Annotated in this window: 19 protein-coding genes; 10 read left to right on the plus strand and 9 right to left on the minus strand. The window is 69.3% G+C overall.

Features of this window, described 5'->3' with window-relative positions:
* Positions 1 to 120: 120 nt before the first annotated feature.
* From IT361_03550 to IT361_03565, 4 genes are read right to left on the minus strand one after another with little or no spacing between them, the layout of a single operon-like run.
* On the minus strand, positions 121 to 966 hold the full coding sequence (locus IT361_03550) for a HEAT repeat domain-containing protein (GenBank protein ID MCC6316744.1): 846 nt from the start codon (positions 964 to 966) through the stop codon (positions 121 to 123).
* An 8-nt stretch (positions 967 to 974) separates the two neighbouring features.
* Positions 975 to 2,507 carry a HEAT repeat domain-containing protein gene (locus IT361_03555; protein ID MCC6316745.1) on the minus strand — a complete coding sequence of 511 codons (1,533 nt, stop codon included), beginning with the start codon at positions 2,505 to 2,507 and terminating at the stop codon, positions 975 to 977.
* Between the two features lie 12 nt (positions 2,508 to 2,519).
* The gene (locus IT361_03560; protein MCC6316746.1) at positions 2,520 to 3,149 is read right to left on the minus strand and encodes a hypothetical protein; all 630 of its coding nucleotides are present in this window, start codon (positions 3,147 to 3,149) and stop codon (positions 2,520 to 2,522) included.
* A complete protein-coding gene (locus IT361_03565; protein ID MCC6316747.1) occupies positions 3,146 to 3,688 on the minus strand; it encodes a sigma-70 family RNA polymerase sigma factor in 543 nt (180 codons plus the stop codon). Before IT361_03565 ends, IT361_03560 begins: the two co-directional genes overlap by 4 nt.
* A 356-nt stretch (positions 3,689 to 4,044) precedes the next feature.
* Between IT361_03565 and IT361_03570 the strand changes: the two genes are divergently transcribed.
* Both IT361_03570 and IT361_03575 read left to right on the plus strand, forming a co-directional pair.
* Positions 4,045 to 5,484 (plus strand): DASS family sodium-coupled anion symporter, encoded by a 1,440-nt coding sequence (locus IT361_03570; GenBank protein MCC6316748.1) that lies wholly within the window; start codon positions 4,045 to 4,047, stop codon positions 5,482 to 5,484.
* Positions 5,485 to 5,567: 83 nt separating this feature from the next.
* The gene (locus IT361_03575) at positions 5,568 to 6,707 is read left to right on the plus strand and encodes an alanine racemase (GenBank protein MCC6316749.1); all 1,140 of its coding nucleotides are present in this window, start codon (positions 5,568 to 5,570) and stop codon (positions 6,705 to 6,707) included.
* On the opposite strand, the gene IT361_03580 is transcribed toward IT361_03575, so the two are convergent.
* From IT361_03580 to solA, 5 genes are all read right to left on the minus strand, one after another.
* Complete coding sequence (locus tag IT361_03580) at positions 6,704 to 7,264, minus strand: YceI family protein (protein ID MCC6316750.1); 561 nt, start codon at positions 7,262 to 7,264, stop codon at positions 6,704 to 6,706. The genes IT361_03575 and IT361_03580 overlap by 4 nt on opposite strands.
* Positions 7,265 to 7,370: 106 nt before the next feature.
* Positions 7,371 to 8,003, minus strand: coding sequence for a hypothetical protein (locus tag IT361_03585; protein MCC6316751.1), 633 nt, complete (start codon positions 8,001 to 8,003; stop codon positions 7,371 to 7,373).
* A gap of 156 nt (positions 8,004 to 8,159) precedes the next feature.
* Positions 8,160 to 8,918 carry a response regulator transcription factor gene (locus IT361_03590; protein MCC6316752.1) on the minus strand — a complete coding sequence of 253 codons (759 nt, stop codon included), beginning with the start codon at positions 8,916 to 8,918 and terminating at the stop codon, positions 8,160 to 8,162.
* Positions 8,915 to 10,231: a histidine kinase gene (locus IT361_03595; protein MCC6316753.1), complete on the minus strand. Its 1,317-nt coding sequence runs from the start codon at positions 10,229 to 10,231 to the stop codon at positions 8,915 to 8,917. The genes IT361_03590 and IT361_03595 overlap by 4 nt, the downstream gene beginning before the upstream one ends.
* The gene (solA, locus tag IT361_03600) at positions 10,228 to 11,373 is read right to left on the minus strand and encodes an N-methyl-L-tryptophan oxidase (GenBank protein MCC6316754.1); all 1,146 of its coding nucleotides are present in this window, start codon (positions 11,371 to 11,373) and stop codon (positions 10,228 to 10,230) included. Before solA ends, IT361_03595 begins: the two co-directional genes overlap by 4 nt.
* Before the next feature lie 371 nt (positions 11,374 to 11,744).
* Between solA and IT361_03605 the strand changes: the two genes are divergently transcribed.
* The 8 genes from IT361_03605 to IT361_03640 are packed head-to-tail and all read left to right on the plus strand — an operon-like array spanning position 11,745 to position 17,772.
* Positions 11,745 to 12,140, plus strand: coding sequence for a prepilin-type N-terminal cleavage/methylation domain-containing protein (locus IT361_03605; GenBank protein ID MCC6316755.1), 396 nt, complete (start codon positions 11,745 to 11,747; stop codon positions 12,138 to 12,140).
* On the plus strand, positions 12,137 to 12,481 hold the full coding sequence (locus IT361_03610) for a type II secretion system protein (GenBank protein ID MCC6316756.1): 345 nt from the start codon (positions 12,137 to 12,139) through the stop codon (positions 12,479 to 12,481). Before IT361_03605 ends, IT361_03610 begins: the two co-directional genes overlap by 4 nt.
* Positions 12,478 to 13,065, plus strand: a complete 588-nt coding sequence (locus tag IT361_03615; GenBank protein MCC6316757.1) for a prepilin-type N-terminal cleavage/methylation domain-containing protein — start codon at positions 12,478 to 12,480, stop codon at positions 13,063 to 13,065. Before IT361_03610 ends, IT361_03615 begins: the two co-directional genes overlap by 4 nt.
* Positions 13,062 to 13,838 carry a general secretion pathway protein GspK gene (locus IT361_03620; protein MCC6316758.1) on the plus strand — a complete coding sequence of 259 codons (777 nt, stop codon included), beginning with the start codon at positions 13,062 to 13,064 and terminating at the stop codon, positions 13,836 to 13,838. The genes IT361_03615 and IT361_03620 overlap by 4 nt, the downstream gene beginning before the upstream one ends.
* A gap of 8 nt (positions 13,839 to 13,846) precedes the next feature.
* Positions 13,847 to 14,989, plus strand: a complete 1,143-nt coding sequence (locus IT361_03625; GenBank protein MCC6316759.1) for a hypothetical protein — start codon at positions 13,847 to 13,849, stop codon at positions 14,987 to 14,989.
* Entirely contained in the window at positions 14,970 to 15,515 is a 546-nt protein-coding gene (locus IT361_03630) for a hypothetical protein (protein MCC6316760.1), read from the plus strand. Before IT361_03625 ends, IT361_03630 begins: the two co-directional genes overlap by 20 nt.
* Positions 15,512 to 16,030, plus strand: a complete 519-nt coding sequence (locus tag IT361_03635; protein MCC6316761.1) for a hypothetical protein — start codon at positions 15,512 to 15,514, stop codon at positions 16,028 to 16,030. Before IT361_03630 ends, IT361_03635 begins: the two co-directional genes overlap by 4 nt.
* Complete coding sequence (locus IT361_03640; protein MCC6316762.1) at positions 16,027 to 17,772, plus strand: hypothetical protein; 1,746 nt, start codon at positions 16,027 to 16,029, stop codon at positions 17,770 to 17,772. The genes IT361_03635 and IT361_03640 overlap by 4 nt, the downstream gene beginning before the upstream one ends.

Below are 17,772 nucleotides of genomic sequence, written 5' to 3' on the forward strand. Positions count from 1 at the left end.
GGGGCACACACGACAACCCGCGACGGCCTTTCCCCTGCGCACGCTCGCGTCACTGTCACGCGGGGATGCTGCGGGCGATTCACGCTCGCCTGCGGGCCTGCCCAGAGGTCGGATGCCGGGTCACCGCCTGGTGAGCAGTTCTTCGATCAGATCCACGGCGCGCGGGTCTCCGGATTGCCCGAGCCAGAACAGGGCCTTGCGGCGGATCTCCGGGTCACGGTTCGTACGCACGACATTGATCAGGGACGGGACCCCTTCGTCCCGCGGTCGCTGCGACAGCGCGAAGACCGCCTGCTCCCGCACGTCACGATTGAGCGCTGCTTCGCCAACGAGCTCCGTGAGTCCGGCCGTGGCCGGGCCCTCGGCGGCCTGACCGAGCCAAAACACGGCCTGCTTGCGGGTCGAGGATGGCCGCGTGTCGTTGCGTGCTATCCGAAGCAGGTCGCCGTTGACGTCAACGCTGTCGATGAGCGTGAGAGGGAAGATCGCGCGCTCCGAGACGCGTCCCCCCTCGCCCTGGACGATGGCGAGCAGGATCTGCGACGTCTCGCGGGCGCCAACCGCTCCGAGGTCCGCGGCAGCAGCCGACGCACGCCAGCGGCCGCCGATGTAGAACCGCACGTCTGTGATGGCGCCTTCGTTCTTGTCGATCACGACGCGGCCGGGGCCGGAGTCGCATTCGACGTCATACTCCACGTCGCGTCTCTCGTCTGTATCCAACGTCGTGCGGGTCCGCGTGCGACTGACTCCGGTGCGCCAGACGTTCTGGCCCTGCCCGCAGACGCCGGGGCGGAGGGTAAAGGTGAAACGCACCTGACCATCGCGGACGGCGGCCAGCCGCGTGGCGGCCGACTGCGCGCGAACCGGCGTGGCACCGGCGCCCACGACCACGACGGCGAGCATTGCGGTGGCCGCGCAACGGACGCGCGCTCTGGCGTCAGCGAAACCCGGCGATGCGTCTCTCATGGAGATGATCATTTGTTGAGGAGCTCCTCCAGCAGCTTGACGACGCGCGGATCCCGTGACTGCCCGAGCCAGAAGATCGCCTTGGATCGCATCGCCTTGTCGCGATCGTTGCGGGCGATATCGAAGATCTTGTCCACGGCCGCGGGGTCACGGCGCTGCGCCAGGACAAAGATCACCTGCTCACGCATTTCCTGGTTGGTCACGCGATCGTACATCGCCGCGATGGCCGCGACGTTGAGCGAGCGGTTCTGGCCGGCCCAGAACAGGGCCTTCTTGCGCATCTCCACGTCGGCCTTTTCGTCGGTCGCGAGGTCGAGCATGAACTTGTCGGTAGCGGGCGAACGCATCTGCGACAGCGAAAAGATGATCTTGTCGCGGATGTCCTCGTTGGACGTGCGGGCGAACAGCCCGATCAGCAGCTCCGCGTTTTCGCCCGAGCGCTGCTGGCCGAGCCAGAAGATGGCCTGTTCGCGCAGCCGCGTCGGCGCACTGTCACGCAGCGCGATGTCGCGCAGGATCGAGGCGGCGCGGGTGCTCTTCTGCTGCGACAGGGCAAAGATCGCCTTCTCCAGCACGGCCTCGTCCTGCTCGGTCCGCAGCAGGTTCTCGAGAATGGAGGTGGCGCGCTCGTCGCGAATCTGGCCGAGCCAGAAGACGGCCTGCGAGCGTACCTCGCGATCCGGGTCGTTTCGTACGGCGTTGAGCAGCATGTCGGCCGCCCGCGGGTCGCGTTTCTGCGCGATCAGAAAAATCGCCTTGCGACGCAGCGTCACCGAGCAGCGGTCGCGACGCTGCAGGGTCTTCTCCAGGAGCGGGAGCGCGCGATCGGCGTCCATCTGCAAGAGCGCGTTCAGCGCGGCAAGGCGCTCGTCGTCGTCTTCGTCGGGACAGCCCTGCGGCACCGGTGCGCTCCCGCGGTCCCCGCGCTCGGGCCGTTCGGGGCGCTCGACGCGGTCGGGCCGTTCCGGACGCTCCGGGCGCTCGGCGTTGGCCGCGGCCGCGATCTCGGCGGCGCAGCGCTCGTTGCCCTGTCGCGCGAGTTCGCCGCACACGCGGATGCGCAGATCGCGCGCGTCACCACTGATCGCCGCTCGCGGATGTTCGCTCGTGAGCGTGGTCAACGAAGCGAGCGCGTTCTGCAGGTTGCCGGAGCCGCCGGCGCGGTACATGGCGTACGCGTGCCAGTACAGCGCGTCAGCGGCGATCCGCGCCCGTGGATCGCGTTCCCGCAACTGCTGAAAGAGCGAGGCGGCGCGACCAAAGTCGCCACGGTTGAGCGCCTGACGCCCCAGGCGATACAGCGAGTCTGAGGCCTGGTCGCCACTCGACCAGCGTCGCCGAGCCAGGAGATCGGCATCGGTCCACATCGCCTCCTCCGCCTCAAACGCCCCGGGGTTCATCAACCCCAACTGTGTGCTGCCGCCGTCCACCGGCCGGGCAGCCGACGCGGGTGCCGGGGACGCCTGTCCGGCAAGGGGTGCCGCGCCCAGCGCGGCGAACCCGACAACGAAGGTGAATCGAAGGAAACGGCTCGAGGTCATGGCGATCTCCAATCAGGTACCGCTGTAGGTGGACGGCACCGCGGTGCGAATCCGGGTGAGCAGCTCGCCGCGCTGCAGCGCGCGCTCGACGAGCTGTCGATCGTCAGGCGTGGTAGCGGCGGGAAGCTGGACGATCTGGGCGAGCGTGAGTTCGAGATCCTGCAGGAGTCGCCGGCGCAGGGCGTCCGTTGCGGCCGGTGAGTCGATCAGCAGTCGGGTGTCGGCCAGCAGGTCTCGCGCCCACGCCTGAAGAGCCGGGTCGATGTCGTCCGTGGCCGAGCGCATGGTCGTCAGCAGAGCATCGGCGCGGCCGAGATGCTGCTCAGCTGCCCTGGTGTAGAGTGCGTTGTCGGTGCGCGCTGTCGAGACCGCACTGGATGCATCTGGCGTGGTCGATCCACCGGCGCGGCTCCAGCGCCCGACTTGAAAGCTCACCACGACGAGTACGGCCGCGGCCGCAGCGATCGAGAGCCAGCGGATCGGCGTGACGCGGCGTCGATGCGCCATACCAACGGTCGCGTCCGCGTCGAGTGATGCGCGAATGGCTTCCCACATGGGCTCGCGCGGCACCGTCTTCGGCGGCTCGTTGTACTCGCTTGCCCGCGCTGTCAGCCAGGTATCGAACTTTTCGTCGTCGGTCATGCGGACCACGCTCCTGCGAAATCGGCCAGGACGTCGCGCAGCCGTGCGCGCGCCCGGAACAACTGTGCCTTGCTCGTCCCCGGCTGGATGCCGAGCGACTGTGCGATCTCCTCGTGCGTGAAGCCTTCCACGTCGTGCATCACGAACACCGTGCGGTACCCGGGTGGAAGGCCATCGATCGCGGCGTGGAGCCGTTGCCGGAGGTCGGGATCTGCCCGACGCGGCATGCTACCGAGCATCTCGGCATCTTCGAGCGGCAGTTCGCGCGACCGGAGTCGCTTGATCTTTCGCAGCCCGTTGAGTGCCACCGAAACGGTGATCGCGTGCAGCCAGGTTCCGAACGCCGAGTCGCCCCGAAAGTCCGAGAGCCGCTGGAAGGCCCGAACGAACGCGTCCTGCACGAAGTCCCTCGCCAGATCGTCGTCTCCGGCCAGCCGAAAGGCCAGCCGATACACGCGTTCGACGTGCGCGTCGTACAGCGCACGCTGCGACTCCGGATCACCCGCGGCCGCCCGAGCAATGAGCTCGCGTTCGTTCACACGTTCGAAGGGCCGAGGGAGGTTCGGGACCACGAGGGCACAGTGCCATTCGCGATCGACCTTGGGACAAGATGAGTCTGAATTGGGTTGCGTGGATGGCCGTCGCGCCAGCCGAGTGGCGTCTGCGGGGGGCCTCGCCGGTCGGCGTAGCGCACGCCGCTCAGGCCGTACCCTCTAGGCGCGCAGGCCGTACCCACCTAGGCGCGCAGGACACCGGTCAGCCGGGGAGGGGCTCGGGCTCGTCGCCCTGCCGCATCGACGCGATTCGGCGTTGCGATTCAAGCACTTAGGGCACGCTCGGCGCGCAGGATATCACCCTCGCGGTCCTTCACGGGGGCGCCCATATTCGCCGACCCATGACCGCGCCCGCGCCCACCACCCCGCAGCCCTTCGCCGAGCGCGTGTGGTGGAGGTGGCTCGTGACGCTGCTGGTGGCGGCGGCCGTCCTCGTCGTGGGCCCACCGGACGGGATCGCGCCGGATGGTTGGCGGCTCCTCGCGATCTTTCTTGCGACCATCGTCGGGTCGATCCTCCGCCCGGCGCCAGCGGGAGCGATCGTCTTTCTGGGTGTGGTGGCCATCGCGGCCACCGGCACGATGACGCCCGCCGCGGCGCTCAAGGGCTACGCCGACCCGGTCGTGTGGCTCGTCCTCTGCGCCTTCTTCATTTCGCGCGGCGTCATGAAGACGGGCCTGGGGCGGCGCATCGCGTTCCTGTTCATTCGCGCGCTCGGGCACAAGTCGTTAGGCCTTTCCTATGCACTCGGCGCGACCGACGTGGTGCTTGCGTCGATCATCCCGTCCAACAGTGCGCGCGCCGGCGGCATCGTCTTCCCGATCGTACGGAGCCTGGCCGAGGCCTACGATTCGACCCCGGGCGCCACGCGGCGCCGGCTGGGCGCCTACCTGATGGTGACGGTCTATCAGGTGGACGTGATCGCGTGCGCGATGTTCCTCACGGGCCAGGCCTCCAACGTGCTGATCGCGAAGTTCGCGTTCGACGTCACGCAGATGGAGCTGACCTACTCCCGGTGGCTGATTGGCGGGCTGGTTCCCGGGCTCGTGGCGCTGCTGCTGGTGCCGTACGTGCTCTTCCGCGTGTTCCCGCCCGACGTGAAGGAAACACCGCACGCGGCGGAGCTGGGTCAGCGTGAGCTCGACCAGATGGGCCCGATGTCGCGGGGCGAGTGGCTGATGCTTGCGGTGTTCGCCGGCGTGGCGCTGCTGTGGATGACGCCGTCGCTGCATGGCATTCATTACGCGGTGGTGGCGATGCTTGGCGTGGCGGCGCTGTTGCTGGCCAAGGTGATCGGGTGGGACGACCTGATCACGGAGCGGCAGGCGTGGGACGTGTTCATCTGGTACGGCGGGCTCGTCCGGATGGCCGAAGCGCTGGGCGAGACGGGGATCACGAAGGCGTTCGCCGAGGAGGCGGCGTCGTGGACGGCGGGCTGGGGGTGGGCGCCGGCGCTTGCGATCCTGGTGGTCGTGTACTTCTACGCGCATTACGCGTTCGCGAGCATCACGGCGCACGCGACGGCGATGTTCACGCCGTTCCTGGTGGTGTCGCTTGCGGCTGGCGCTCCGCCGCAGCTCGCGGTACTGTCGCTGGCGGCCGCGTCGAACCTCGACGCGTCACTCACGCACTATGGGACGACGACCGCACCGATCTATTTTGGCGCGCGGTACGTGACACAGCGCGAGTGGTGGCGGTTTGGGCTCATCGCATCCGTGTTGACACTGGGCACGTGGGCGATCGTGGGTGTGGGGTGGTGGAAGGTGCTGGGGTGGTGGTGAGAGACGGGCGGTGGACGGATGAAGGTTGGACGGATGGACGATCTGGCGAGTCGAGGAATGGGACACCGACTGAACGCGCTTCCATGTTGACGCTTCGCAGTCTCGATACGGCATCACGTCCGCAGCAGGTTCAGGAGCTCGAGACGCCGTGTGCGCTCGTGGACCTGGATCGGCTCGCGGTGAACCTCGACCGGATGGCATCCTATGCGGTGCTGCACGGGCTGTCGCTGCGGCCGCACATCAAGACGCACAAGTCGCCGCGGATCGCTGCGGAGCAACTGCGGCTTGGCGCGGTTGGGCTCACGTGCGCGACGCCGCGCGAGCTGGAGGTCATGGCGGACGTCTCCAACGACCTGCTGCTTGCGTATCCGTTGCTGGGCGCGTCGAAGCTCAGGCGCGTGATGGATCTGCCGCGCCCCGTGCGCGTCGCGGTGGGACTGGACTCGATGATCGCCGTCGATGCACTCGCGGAGGCAGCGGAGGCGGCGGACCGTGACGTGGACGTGCTCGTCGAAGTGGACTTCGGCATGCATCGCGTGGGCGCACAGTCCCCCGAGGAAGCGCTCGCCCTTGCGTTGCACATCCGGTCGCGACCGTTGCTCCACTTCGCCGGTGTCATGTTCTATCCGGGTCACATCCGCGAACATGTGCAGCAGCAGGAGGCCAACCTCGACAAGCTGCGTGCGGACGTGCAGGGCCTGATCGAAGTGATGCGTCGCGGCGGCGTGAACCCGCGCGTGGTGAGCGGCGGTTCGACGCCCGCAGCCTGGCGGATGCACGAGATACCGGGCGTCACCGAAGTCCGGCCGGGCACGTATGTCTACAACGACCGCACGACGGCCGCGCTCGGTGCGTGCACGTGGGACGACTGCGCGTTCACGGTACTCGGCACGGTGGTGAGCACCGCGGTCGCGGGTCAGGCGGTGGTGGACTGCGGAACCAAGGCGCTTGGGCGCGAGCCGATGCGCGGCGTGGACGGCGAGGGCTTTGGCGCGCTGCTCGATCGTCCCGAGGTGGTCGTGTCGCGGATGAGCGAGGAGCACGGGGTGCTCGATCTCGGGAAGTCCGCGTGGCGCCCGAGCGTGGGCGAGCAGGTGCGCATCGTGCCGAACCACGTGTGCATCGTCGTTCACCTCAACGACGTGATCCACGGCGTGCGCGGCGACCAGGTGGAGACGAGCTGGCCGGTGGCGGCGCGCGGGCGTGTTGCGCGGACTGGCTAGCGGGCTGCGGCGAGCACTGGGACGAGCGGTGCAGCGGGCACCCGCAGACAGACGCTGATTCTTACGGCGTCGGCGATCGCCCTGAGCAACGGGTTCCAACCGGCAATCCCCGAGGGAAAGCCAACATCACCGGCACGGCGGGAGACAGTAAACTCCGCCTCGAGATCGAGCAATGCATGCGCCCGGCGGGGCCCGATGGGCCACGTGGACCTGACGGAGGTCTCGCGCCCCCGCAACGCCAGCGTGCCGTCGACAACAACATCCTCGCCGCGGCGCACGATCGCCGTGCTGCGAAACGAGATGAACGGGTGCAGCTCGGCAAAGAGAAACCGGGGACCGCGAAGGTGCCGATCGCGGAGCGCGATGCCGGTGTCCAGGCTCGCCGCTTCGACGTCGACGCTGACCTGGGCGCGCGTGATGCAGCCAGGATCCAGGTGCAGCGCCCCATGCACCCGTGTGAAGCGGCCCCGGACCGGAAACACGCCGAACCAGATCACCTCGAAGGTGATCGTGGTGTTGGTCGCGTCCAGGACCAGGTGCCGCTCACTCGTGTCCATTGCCCGCTGAGAGAGAAAGGAGAGGACACCGCCGCCGATCACTTGCCTGCTCCACCCCCACGATCGTCGACGGTGCCTCGGGTCTTTCCTTGTGTACCGCAATCCGTCAGGGAACGAGCACCGTCCCGGTCTGGTTGGCGTGCAGCGTGCAGAGGTAGCCGAACGTGCCGGCCGCGCCAAACGTGCGGGTGACCGAAGTGTTGCTCGACGCGCCGATGTTGCCCGGCGCGCCACCCGTGGTCGCGAACTCCACCGTGTGCACGCGCGCTCCAAACGTGTAGGTCACCGTGCCCCCGCGGGCGAGGGCGACGAAGTCCGGCGTGAAGTCATTGCTGTTGCCGCCGGCGGCGATGGTTGCGGTCGTCGGGAGCTGGCCCGTCACCTGCACCGCCACGGACGCGGTCTTGGTAACACCAGCCACCGTCAGCGAAATGGCGATGGTCGAAGATCCGGCGCCCACGCCGGTGACGACACCCGCGGTGGAGACCACCGCCACGGTTGGGGTCGCGGACGTAAAGGCGTAGCCGCTGGCCGTCATCGGCTGGTTGTTGGTGTCCAGGGCCTGTACGCTGATGGTCTGACGCTGGCCGGCGGTGAGGTTGATCGTCGTCGCGTTCGGCACGATGGAGCCGAGTGTGCGCCCGGCCGGCGGATTGACCACACCACCATCGTCGCCGCCGCCGCACGCGGCGGACATCACGCTCAGCACGAGCGCGGCGGTCGCGGGAAGAAGTCGCAAGGGGACGGCTCCGGTCAGAGGTGTGGATCAGAGGCCACGGGATGACCCCGGTGGCACGCGGATACTGACACCCCAGGGCGGCCAACTCCAACGGCCGCACGACCAATGCACCGGTGGAGACGACGAACGTACGGCCCCTGACGATGAAGTCGGCCGTCAGCCCTCCATCAGACTGCGTACCCGGGCGCGATAACTCTTGCCGCTCTGCAAGCGGGTGCCGTCGGCCAGCACGATGATCCAGTCACCCTGGAACCACGGCTGAAACTCGGCGATGCGATCGGTGTTGACGATCGTGGATCGATGCACCCGCACGAACCGCTCGCGAGGCAGGCGCTGCTCGAGTTGCGTGAGGGTCGCACGGTGCTCGTAGACCTGGCGCCCGACATGGATGCGGGCGATGTCGCCGGCCGCCTCGATCCAGTCGAAATCAGCGACGCGGAGGTATAGCACTCGCTCGCCAATGCGCACGGCGAGTCGATCGGCGCCGGCGCGGGGTTCGCGCATCGCTGCCACGGCCTCGGCGAGTCCGGTGCTTTGGCGGGCCGTGGTCGCCTGCCGGCGCACGTGGTCGATCGCCCGGGCAAAGCGCTGTCGATTGACGGGCTTGAGCACGTAGTCGACGGCGTGCACCTCGAACGCTTCGAGCGCGTGCTCGTCGAAGGCGGTGATGAAGATGGTCGGCGGCATGCGCTCGGGCCCGACTTGGCGCACGACTTCGAGGCCGTCGAGCTCCGGCATCTGGACATCCAGGAGCACGAGGTCCGGCGCATCGGCGAGGATGCGCGCGACCGCACTGGTGCCATCACCGCACTCACCGATCACCGTGGCATCGCCCCGCGCCTCGAGCATCGAGCGCAGGTGTGCGCGGGCGAGGGGTTCGTCGTCGACGATGAGGACCCGCAGGGACGCGGTCATCGTGGTGCGGCCGTGCGCGCGACCTGACGATCCGGCTCCACCTGGTGCGGAATCTCGATGACGACGCGAAAGCCGTTGACCGTCCCTCCGGCCTCGAAGCGATGGGCATCCCCGTAGAGCTGCCTGAGCCGCGCGCGCGAATTCGCGAGGCCAACGCCTTCGCGCCGCGACCCGGGATCGGCCTCGCCCACGCCGTCGTCGTCGACGGTGAGGACCAGCTGGTCGTACATCCGCCGCGCCACCACGGAGACATGACCCGCGGCCGCACGACCCGAGAGCCCGTGCTGAATCGCGTTTTCGACCAAAGGCTGCAGGATGAGGTTTGGCACGAGTGCGCGCTGGACGTCGTTCGGGGCGTCAACGGTGACGGTGAGGCGATCCTCAAAGCGGACCTGTTGGATCTCAACGTAGTGCTGCAGCACCTCGAGTTCACGGGCCAGCGTGACCAGCTGATCGCCCGCCGAGCCGAGCGAGACGCGGAGCAGCTCGCTCAACCCGGAAACCATGCGCTCCGCGCGTCCAGGGTCGCGGTGCAGCAGGGCCGTGATCGTATTGAGCGTGTTGAACAGAAAGTGGGGCTGCAACTGAAGTTTGAGGGCCTGCAGTTCGGTGCGCGTCAGCCGCGACTGCAGCCGCGCGCTCTGACCGGAGACAAAGGCATACCGGCCGGCCAGTCGCTCCTGCCAGTGCGTGGCATAGGTGGCCACCGCGCCGACGCACACGAGGAGGAGGATCTTGGCCCCCTCGTCGAGGGGCGACACTCCGGTGGCTCCGCTGGCCGCGACGGGATCCATGATGAGTCGAAGCCGCCCCGTGGACGCGAACCAGCCGAGCAGGGCGGCGTATTGCGTGGTCGCGAGGAGTGAGACGCTTGCGGCCTTGCGCGTGGACGAGGCGACCGGGAGGGCGGCGAGGATCACGAAGTAGGCGTCAAGAATCGGCGTCCGGAGCGCGAGCGCCGGCGACGCGACGATGCCATACCCGGCGACGATGGCCGTGACCCCGGTGATGTCGACGATGGGGTTGGCCAGCCTCAGCCAGCCGGGGAGACGGGCGCGTCGATAGAAAATGGGATACTGGCCAACGGTCCAGAGCAGCATGACGAGCAGGACCGCGAGGTTCACGCGGTTGAGCGCCGGGCTCAGCGACGGCGCATAGGCGGCCGCGGAGATCGCCAGGGTCACGAGCACCACCGCACGCACGGCGTTCAGCACGCGCTCGGCGCGATCGCGCTCGGCATCCAGCACGCCGAGGCCCGCCTGGTGGTGACCGTCGGGACGCGCAGATCCGTCCGCGGTCGGGCGCACACTCATGCGTCGATCGGCTGACGTCCAAACCGTGACAGCCGGAAAGGGGAGAGGTCGAACGCGCACATGCCGGTCGTCACGAGGTCGGCCACCACCTCGCCGATCACGCTCGAAAACTTGAAGCCGTGGCCCGAGCACGCGCTGACGGCGAGCACACGCGGCTCGCCGGGCAGCCGGTCGATCAGGAAGTGCTGGTCTGGCGTATTGGTGTAGAGACACACCTGCGACTCACGTCTGGTGCCCTTGCCCGCCGGGACGAAGCGACGGAGCAGGTCCGTCATCGCCGCGTGTTCGGCGCGAGACACGGTCCGGTCGACCGCATCGGGGTCCGCGCGCTCGCCATGGTGATGCCAACCTGTCTTCAAGCCGTGGCCCGTGTCCGGCATGGTGTAGAACATGGTGCCATCGTGGAGGGACCATAACGAGGCCGGCATGCGATCGGCGCGAAAAGCCTCGGGAGTGCGAGCCGGAATCCACCAGTGCAGCACCTGACGCTCCACCTCGAGTGGCAGCTGCGGGAGGAGGCCGGGCACCCACGCGCCGCAGGCGAGGACGAGCTGGTGCGCGCTGAAGCTGCCCTGATCGGTGTAGATCGTCACCCCGCCGTCCGCCGACTCCCACCGCTCGAGTCGGCATCCATACATGAGTGCGGCACCGGAGCGAGTGGCCAGTTCGAGATGGAGTGCGATGACGCGCTCCGGCTCCAGCAGGCCGGCACCGGGTTCATGCACGCCGATCATGTCGTCGAGCGGCGTGAACGGAGGAAAGCGCCGGTGGATCTCCTGCGCATCCAACCGTTCGTGGGGAACGGCGTGGTGCCGCGCGCTCTCCAGGGTGCCGGCAATCACGGCGGAGTCCGGGGTGCCGATCATGAGGGCGCCACACGGCTGGATCAGCGGCGAGCCGATCTCGGCGGACAGTTGGTGCCACAGCTCGTAGGCACGCCTGACGAGAGGGACGTAGAGCGGAGCTTCGAAGTAGGCTTCGCGGATGAGCCTGGTCTTGCCATGCGACGAGCCATGGTCGTGCGGTGGGGCGTAGCGATCGAGGGCGAGTACGCGGACGCCGCGCCGCGCGAGGTGCAGCGCGGCTGAGCTGCCCATGGCGCCAAGCCCTGCAATCACAACGTCATAAGGCGCATCGGCCATCAGGCGTTTCCTCGAGCAGCCGGACGAGACCCGGCGATGGAGTTATCCCCATTGGCCTGGAATCGCGTGATCATGGTCACGGACGCCGGCGACGCGCTCGTTAGGGTTGCGGCATCGCGCGACCAACGGTTTGCGGACACGTCTGAAAGGGTCGGGCACGGCGCTCGGTGTCGTACGTCTGGCGCGGACACACGGTCGTGCGGGGACGTCGAGTCTGACCCAGGCGTCGCGGAAAGTCGAGCCCGGGCCGCGAGGCCGAGCGATCCTTGCCCGGGGTCCCCGCGATGGGTTGCTTCCCTCTGCCGAGAGCCGTCAAGCGTGTGCCCCCCAATCAATTGACGCGCCCGACCTACATGACCCCCCAACCCTCCGTGGCGAGGCTCCTCCGCGGTCGTTCGTCCGCGCTGCGGCGCGGGGTCACGCTCGTCGAGCTGGTCCTCGTGCTCGCGGTCCTCGGCGTGGGGGCCGCGCTGGTGCTGCCCACGTTTATCACGCCGCGACCCGCCCAGGCGACCCTGGCGTCCGTCGCGCAGCAGGCGCGCGCGCGCGCGATCGCCACGGCCCAGCCACTCACGCTGCGCCTCGCCGCGGACGGCCGGTGGCTGCTCGCGGCCTCCGGAGGGGAGAGGCAAACGATGGACAGCGGCGCGATCGCCGAACCGGGGCCGGTGGTGCTGGACGTGTCGCCGCTCGGGGCCTGCACGATCCGCTTCGGCCGCGTCCTGCGCTGGGACGCCGCCCGGTGCTCAGCCGAGGGCGCCCGATGACCCTGCTCGAAGCGTTCGTCGCCCTCGTCATCCTCGGCCTCGCCGCGGTTGGATACCTCGACGTGTTTGGTTCCGGTGCGCGGTCCGCACAGCAGGCCGACGACTGGCAGCGACTCGTCGCGGTTGCGGAGTCGGCCATGGAGGGTGCGGCCCTCGGCGACGCCCGGCAGGCCGAGGAAGCCCTGGATGCGGGGCGGAGCGCAGGCTATGCGCCGCGCATCGCGGTCCAGCCCTGGAACGCGGACGTGTCCGACGTCGTGGTGACGGTGACGTCGCCGCGCGGGACGGTCTTCACGCTGCATCGCCTCGTGCGGCGCCCGACACCGGCACGCCTGCCATGACACGGCGAGCCGGGTTCACGTTGCTCGAGGTCATGATCGCGCTCGTGATCACGGGCCTCGTCGTCACGCTCGCTTATGCAGCCGTGCAAGGGGGGCTGGACACCCGCGAGCGACTTACGGCGCAGCGTGAGCGGCAGGAAGCGCTCGTCACCGTGCGAGCCATGATCCGCGATGCACTGCGTCATGGGCTTCCCGGGGTGCCTGGCGGTCCGGACGTGTTTGTGCTGGTGAGTCGCGTGCAGGGTGATGGCACGCCGGCGGACTCGGTGGAGTTCCTGACGCGTGGCGTGACTGCGCCCTATGGCACGTCAACCGCATGGCGTGTGAGCGTGAGCGTCGATTCCGTCGGGCTCCGCTTCGTGGCGACCCCGGGCGACGCTGACGACGCTCGGGCCTTCGTTGCCACCGTGCCGGGCGTGAACGGGCTGGACGTCCGCACCGTGGGACGTGGTGTGGTTGCCAGCTGGACGAGCGACTGGAGCCAGCGGTCCGTGGCTCCGCAGGCGGCAGCGTTCACGTTTGTCGGACCGGAAGGTCCGGTGCAGCCGCTGATCGCCCGACTCTTCCCGGAGCGCGCACCATGATCGCGCGACGTGGCGTGGCCCTCGTCCTCGTGCTTTGGCTCGTCGTGATCCTCGGCGGCATCGGCGCGTTGGTCGTGCGTGATGCGCGGACGTCGAGCGCGCTCGCCGGAAACGTGCGCGCAGCGGCCGTGGCGCGCTTCGCCGCCGAGAGCGGGCTCGAAGCGACCATCGCCGAGATCGAGCGGCGGCTGGCCGCGATGAGTGACACGGTGGAGGCGGGGACGTATCTCAACGGCCTGGCCGGCAGCCCGCGCGACTCGATCATGCTTGGCGACGGGCGCGCTGCCGTGGCGATCGACGACCCGTCGACGCGTCTCGATGTGAACGAGGCACCGGAGGCGAACCTGGCTGCCCTGCTGTCGCGAGTTGGGGAGCCCGGGAGGGCGACGGCGACGGCGCGCGCGATTCGTCGCTGGATCGAGCGAGCGCCCGCGTCGACCGGCGACGGTCGTCTGCAACCCGGCCCGACGCGATTCGTCACGCCGCTGCGCAGCCTCGATGCCCTGCGCGAGGTGCCGGGCGTGGACGTGGAGCTCGTCACGCGGGCCGCCCCGTACCTCACCATCGACGGCGACGGAACGGTGAACGTGACGGCCGCCTCCGACACCGTGCTCGGCGCCGCCTTTGGTGAACGACGGACGACGCCGTCAAGACTCCTGCTGATCTCCCGCGGGTGGTTCGCGGGCCATCCGCTCACCCACGAGATCCAGGGCGCGTACGCCATCTCGGGAACACGACTGGTGCTCGTGCACTGGCGGGAGCGTTCGCTGTGAGCCCGCGCGTGTCCCTGGAACTGACCGCGTCGTGCGTTCGCGGTGTGGTCATGCCGGCGTGGCGCGACACGGTGGTGCGCACGTTCGAGGTGCCGTGGTCGCCGGCGGATCCGTCAGGCGCGATTCCGGCGCTGCGCGCCGAGCTACCGGCACCGGACGGCATCTCCGTGGCGATCGGGCTGGCCTTCCTGCACATCACGCGCGTGGAGTTGCCGCCGAGCACGGATGAGGTGCGTGACGCGATGGTGCAGCTCGAGCCGGAACGGTTCTTCCCGCTGACGAGGTTGTTGCGCGCGGCCGTGATGCCCGGGAGCGACGTGGCGTTCGCTGCAGATGCCACGTGGCTCGACGCGGTCTGCGTCGCGCTGGAGACCTGGGGACCGATCGCGCGCATCGAAGCGGGACCGGTCGCGCTGCTCGCCACGGTGGCACCGGGCGCCTCGGCCACGTGGCGCCTCCCCGCCGGCGAGGGAGAGACGGGCGTGCTCGTGCTGCGTGATGGACGCATGGTTTCGTTGCGAAGAATGTCGAGCCGTGAGGCGCCGGAGGCACCCGAGGTTCCCGATGGAGACGGGGTCCCTGGCCCCTGGCGCGTGGCGCGCGGGGCGGCCCGTCGCGAGGACGCGTCACTGGCCGGTACGCTGTTCACCGCAGCTCAACGCGTCGTCGCGGCGCGGCGCGGTCGTCGTGCCATGGCGACGGCGATCGTCGCGGCCGTCGCGGGGCTCACCGTGCTCTTCGCGAGCGTGGATCGCTCACGCGAGCGCACGCTCCAGGCGCTCGAAGCCGAGGCGGTGCGCCTCACGGGCGAGGCGCGCGAGGCGCTCGACGCCCGGGCCCGGACGGTGCTCGCCCAGCAGGAGACGCGGCTGGTGCGGGCCACGCAGGCCGAGCGCGCCAATCCCGCCGCCGCCCTCGCCGCCATCGGTGCCACGCTGCCGAACGACGTGGTCCTGCTCACCGCGAGGGCGCGCGGCACGGAGTGGCAGATCGACGGCACGGCACGCAATGCCGCCACGCTGGTCCCGCTGCTCGATGCCGACCCGCGCTTCGACAACGTGCGATCGCTCGCCGCCAGTTCGCGTTTCCGCGATGGCGAGCGCACGCGCGAATCCTTCTCCATCGCGTTCCGTGTCCATCCGACGCCCTGACCCGCGCGAGCGGCGCACGCTTGTGATCGGGGCGACCGTGGCCGCGCTCGCGCTGCTTGGCGCGTTCGTGGTGCAGCCTGCTGCGCGGCGTTGGAGCGATCGCGAAGCAGCGATCGACGCGGCGCGCGACCGCGTGGCGCGCCTGGCGGGACTGCGCGCGCAGGCACCGGAACTCATTGCGGCATCCGAGGCAACGCCTGGCGACGATCGGGTGCTCGCGGTGCGCGGCCGCACGGTGGCGCTGGCCTCGGCGGAACTGCAGGGCGCGCTGCAGGAGTTCGCACGCGTGAGCCACGTGAGTGTGGAGCGGCTCGACCTGGTCGATATCGCGGACTCTTCGCTGGTGCGCGCCACGATGAGCGCGACCACGGACATCTACGGCGTGGCGGACCTGCTGACGCGCCTGCAGGCGTCGCGGCGGGTGCTCGCCATCGAAGACGTGCTCGTGACCTCCAACCCCGTGTTGCGGGGCCAGCTGCTGCAACTCGCACTGACCGTGCGGGCGCCCGTGGTGCTCGAGCCGTGACCATCCGCCCGAGCCTCCTGCGGCGCGCGTCCTGGCTCCTGAGCGCGCTCGGCGTCATCGTCGCCGCCGTCGTGTGGTGGATGCCGCCCAACGTCTCTGCGGCGCCGCTCGCTCCCGCCGCGGCCGTGGATTCACCGGTTGCACCGGTGGCCATCGACCCGGCCATTGCCGAGGAGATCGCGGTGGCCAACCTGTTCGCCGCGAGCCGCACGCCGCCCGCCAAGCGCTACAGTCCAGCGGATGCGCAGGCCTCGTCGGCCGACGGGATGGTCGAGCCCACGACCATCGTGGAGGCCGCGCCAGCCGACGGACCACGCTTGCTGGGCACCGTCGTCGGGCCCGCGGGGCCGATGGCGTTGCTGCAACTCGAGCCCGGCGGCACCGCACGGCTCTACGCGGCAGGAGAAGCCGACGCTGGCTATCGCATCATTTCGATCGCACCACGTGTGGTCGTGCTCCGGGGTCCCGGAGGGCGCACCACGCTTCGACTCGATCCCGAGGAGGATCGCCCGTGAGGCATCCCGTTCCTGTCGCCACGCCACGTCGCGCCCGCGCGCGCTGGCTCGCGACCATGCTGCTGGGTCTCGCCGCGACGGCGTCGCGGGCCGAGTCACAGACCCGGCTCGACTTCCGCGACGCGCCGTTGGCCGATGTCGTGCGCACGCTCGCCGCCACGATGGGCCTGAGCGCGATCGTGAATGACAGCGCCGGCACTCGCGTGTCGTTCTCGACGGCGGCGCCGGTGCCCAGCGCGGAGATTCCCCAGATTCTCGAGTCGATCCTCGAGACACACGGACTCGTGCTGGTGGTGCAGGGCCGCGTGGCGCAGGTGTACCCCGTGTCGCAGGCGCCAAAGACAGGCCAGGTCGGGTTCGGATTGACGCTGGCCGAGCCCGCTCCCGTCGGTCTGGTGACGCAGCTCGTTCCCCTGCAGTCGATACGAGCCGACGAAGGCGCAGCCGCGCTCAAGGGAATGGTTTCCCCAGGCGCCACGATCGAGCCGGTGGCGCGATCGAACGCGCTTCTGATCACCGATCGGGCGGCGAACGTACGTCGCTATCTCGAGGTGCTGCGCCGTCTCGATGAACGGTCGCAGGGCGAGGCCGGGCTTCGCACCTACGTGGTGCCACTCAAGTACGCCACCGCCGACGATCTCGCGCAGTCGATGGGCCAGCTCTTCGGGATCACCGTGGCGGGCGGGAGTCAGCGTTCGCTCGACGACCTGAGTCTCTCGCGTTCCCTGCGCGACTATCGCGAGCGCGAGATGGACACGTTTCGGACGCGCCAGTCCATGACGCCGGCGCCGATCATCGTGAACCCGGCGGGCGGTGCGGGTGCGGCAGCGCGTGACAGTGCAGCGCCCGGCATGCTCGTCGGCCAGACCACCGTCGTGCCGCACGGGCCGACCAACTCGCTGCTGATCCGGACGTCGCCGCCAAACTTTCCGCTGCTGCAGGAAACGGTACAGTCGCTCGACGTGCGACCCGCGCAGGTGCTGCTCGAGGTCACCGTCGCGGAGGTGACGCTGGGGACGGGTGACCAGTTCGGCGTGGACTGGTCGAGCGTGGGTGGCAGCACGACGACTTCGTCCGGCAACCCGGCGGTCGCCGACTCCGGTTCGCTCCGCGACTTTGCCGTGCGGGTGGTCACACTGCGCAACGCGAACGTGCGCGCGATCCTCCGCGCGCTGTCCACGCGGTCACAGGTGCGGGTGCTCTCGACGCCGTCCGTGGTCGCGACCAACAACCGCGAGTCGCGCATCCTCGTCGGGAGTCGCGTGCCGTTCATCGCGTCGACGCGACTCGGCAACGATGTGGCGATCGATCGCAACGTGCAGTACGAAGAGGTCGGCACATCGCTCACCATCATCCCGACGATCAACCTCGACGACTACGTGAGCGTGCAGATCCTCCAGGAGGTCAGCTCCCTCACCACGCAAACGGTGCAGGCGGCGCTCAACGCGCCGGTGATCTCCACGCGCGAGGCGTCCACCCGTGCCGTGATGCGCGACGGCCAGACAGTGGTGATCGCGGGGCTGATCGGGACGTCGCGCGAGGACATCGAGAGCGGGATTCCGTTCCTCAAGGACATCCCGCTCATGGGGAACCTCTTCAAGCGCCGCAGCGTGGCCCGCAACCGCACGGAGGTCGCGATCTTCGTCACGCCGTACATCGTGCGCACGGACGAAGACGCCGATGCGCTGCGCGAGCGCGTGCGTCGCCGCATGGACGCCGACACGAGCGCGGTGCGTCGCTGA

The sequence above is a fragment of the Gemmatimonadaceae bacterium genome (assembly GCA_020846935.1).
Classification (GTDB): Bacteria; Gemmatimonadota; Gemmatimonadetes; order Gemmatimonadales; family Gemmatimonadaceae; genus RBC101.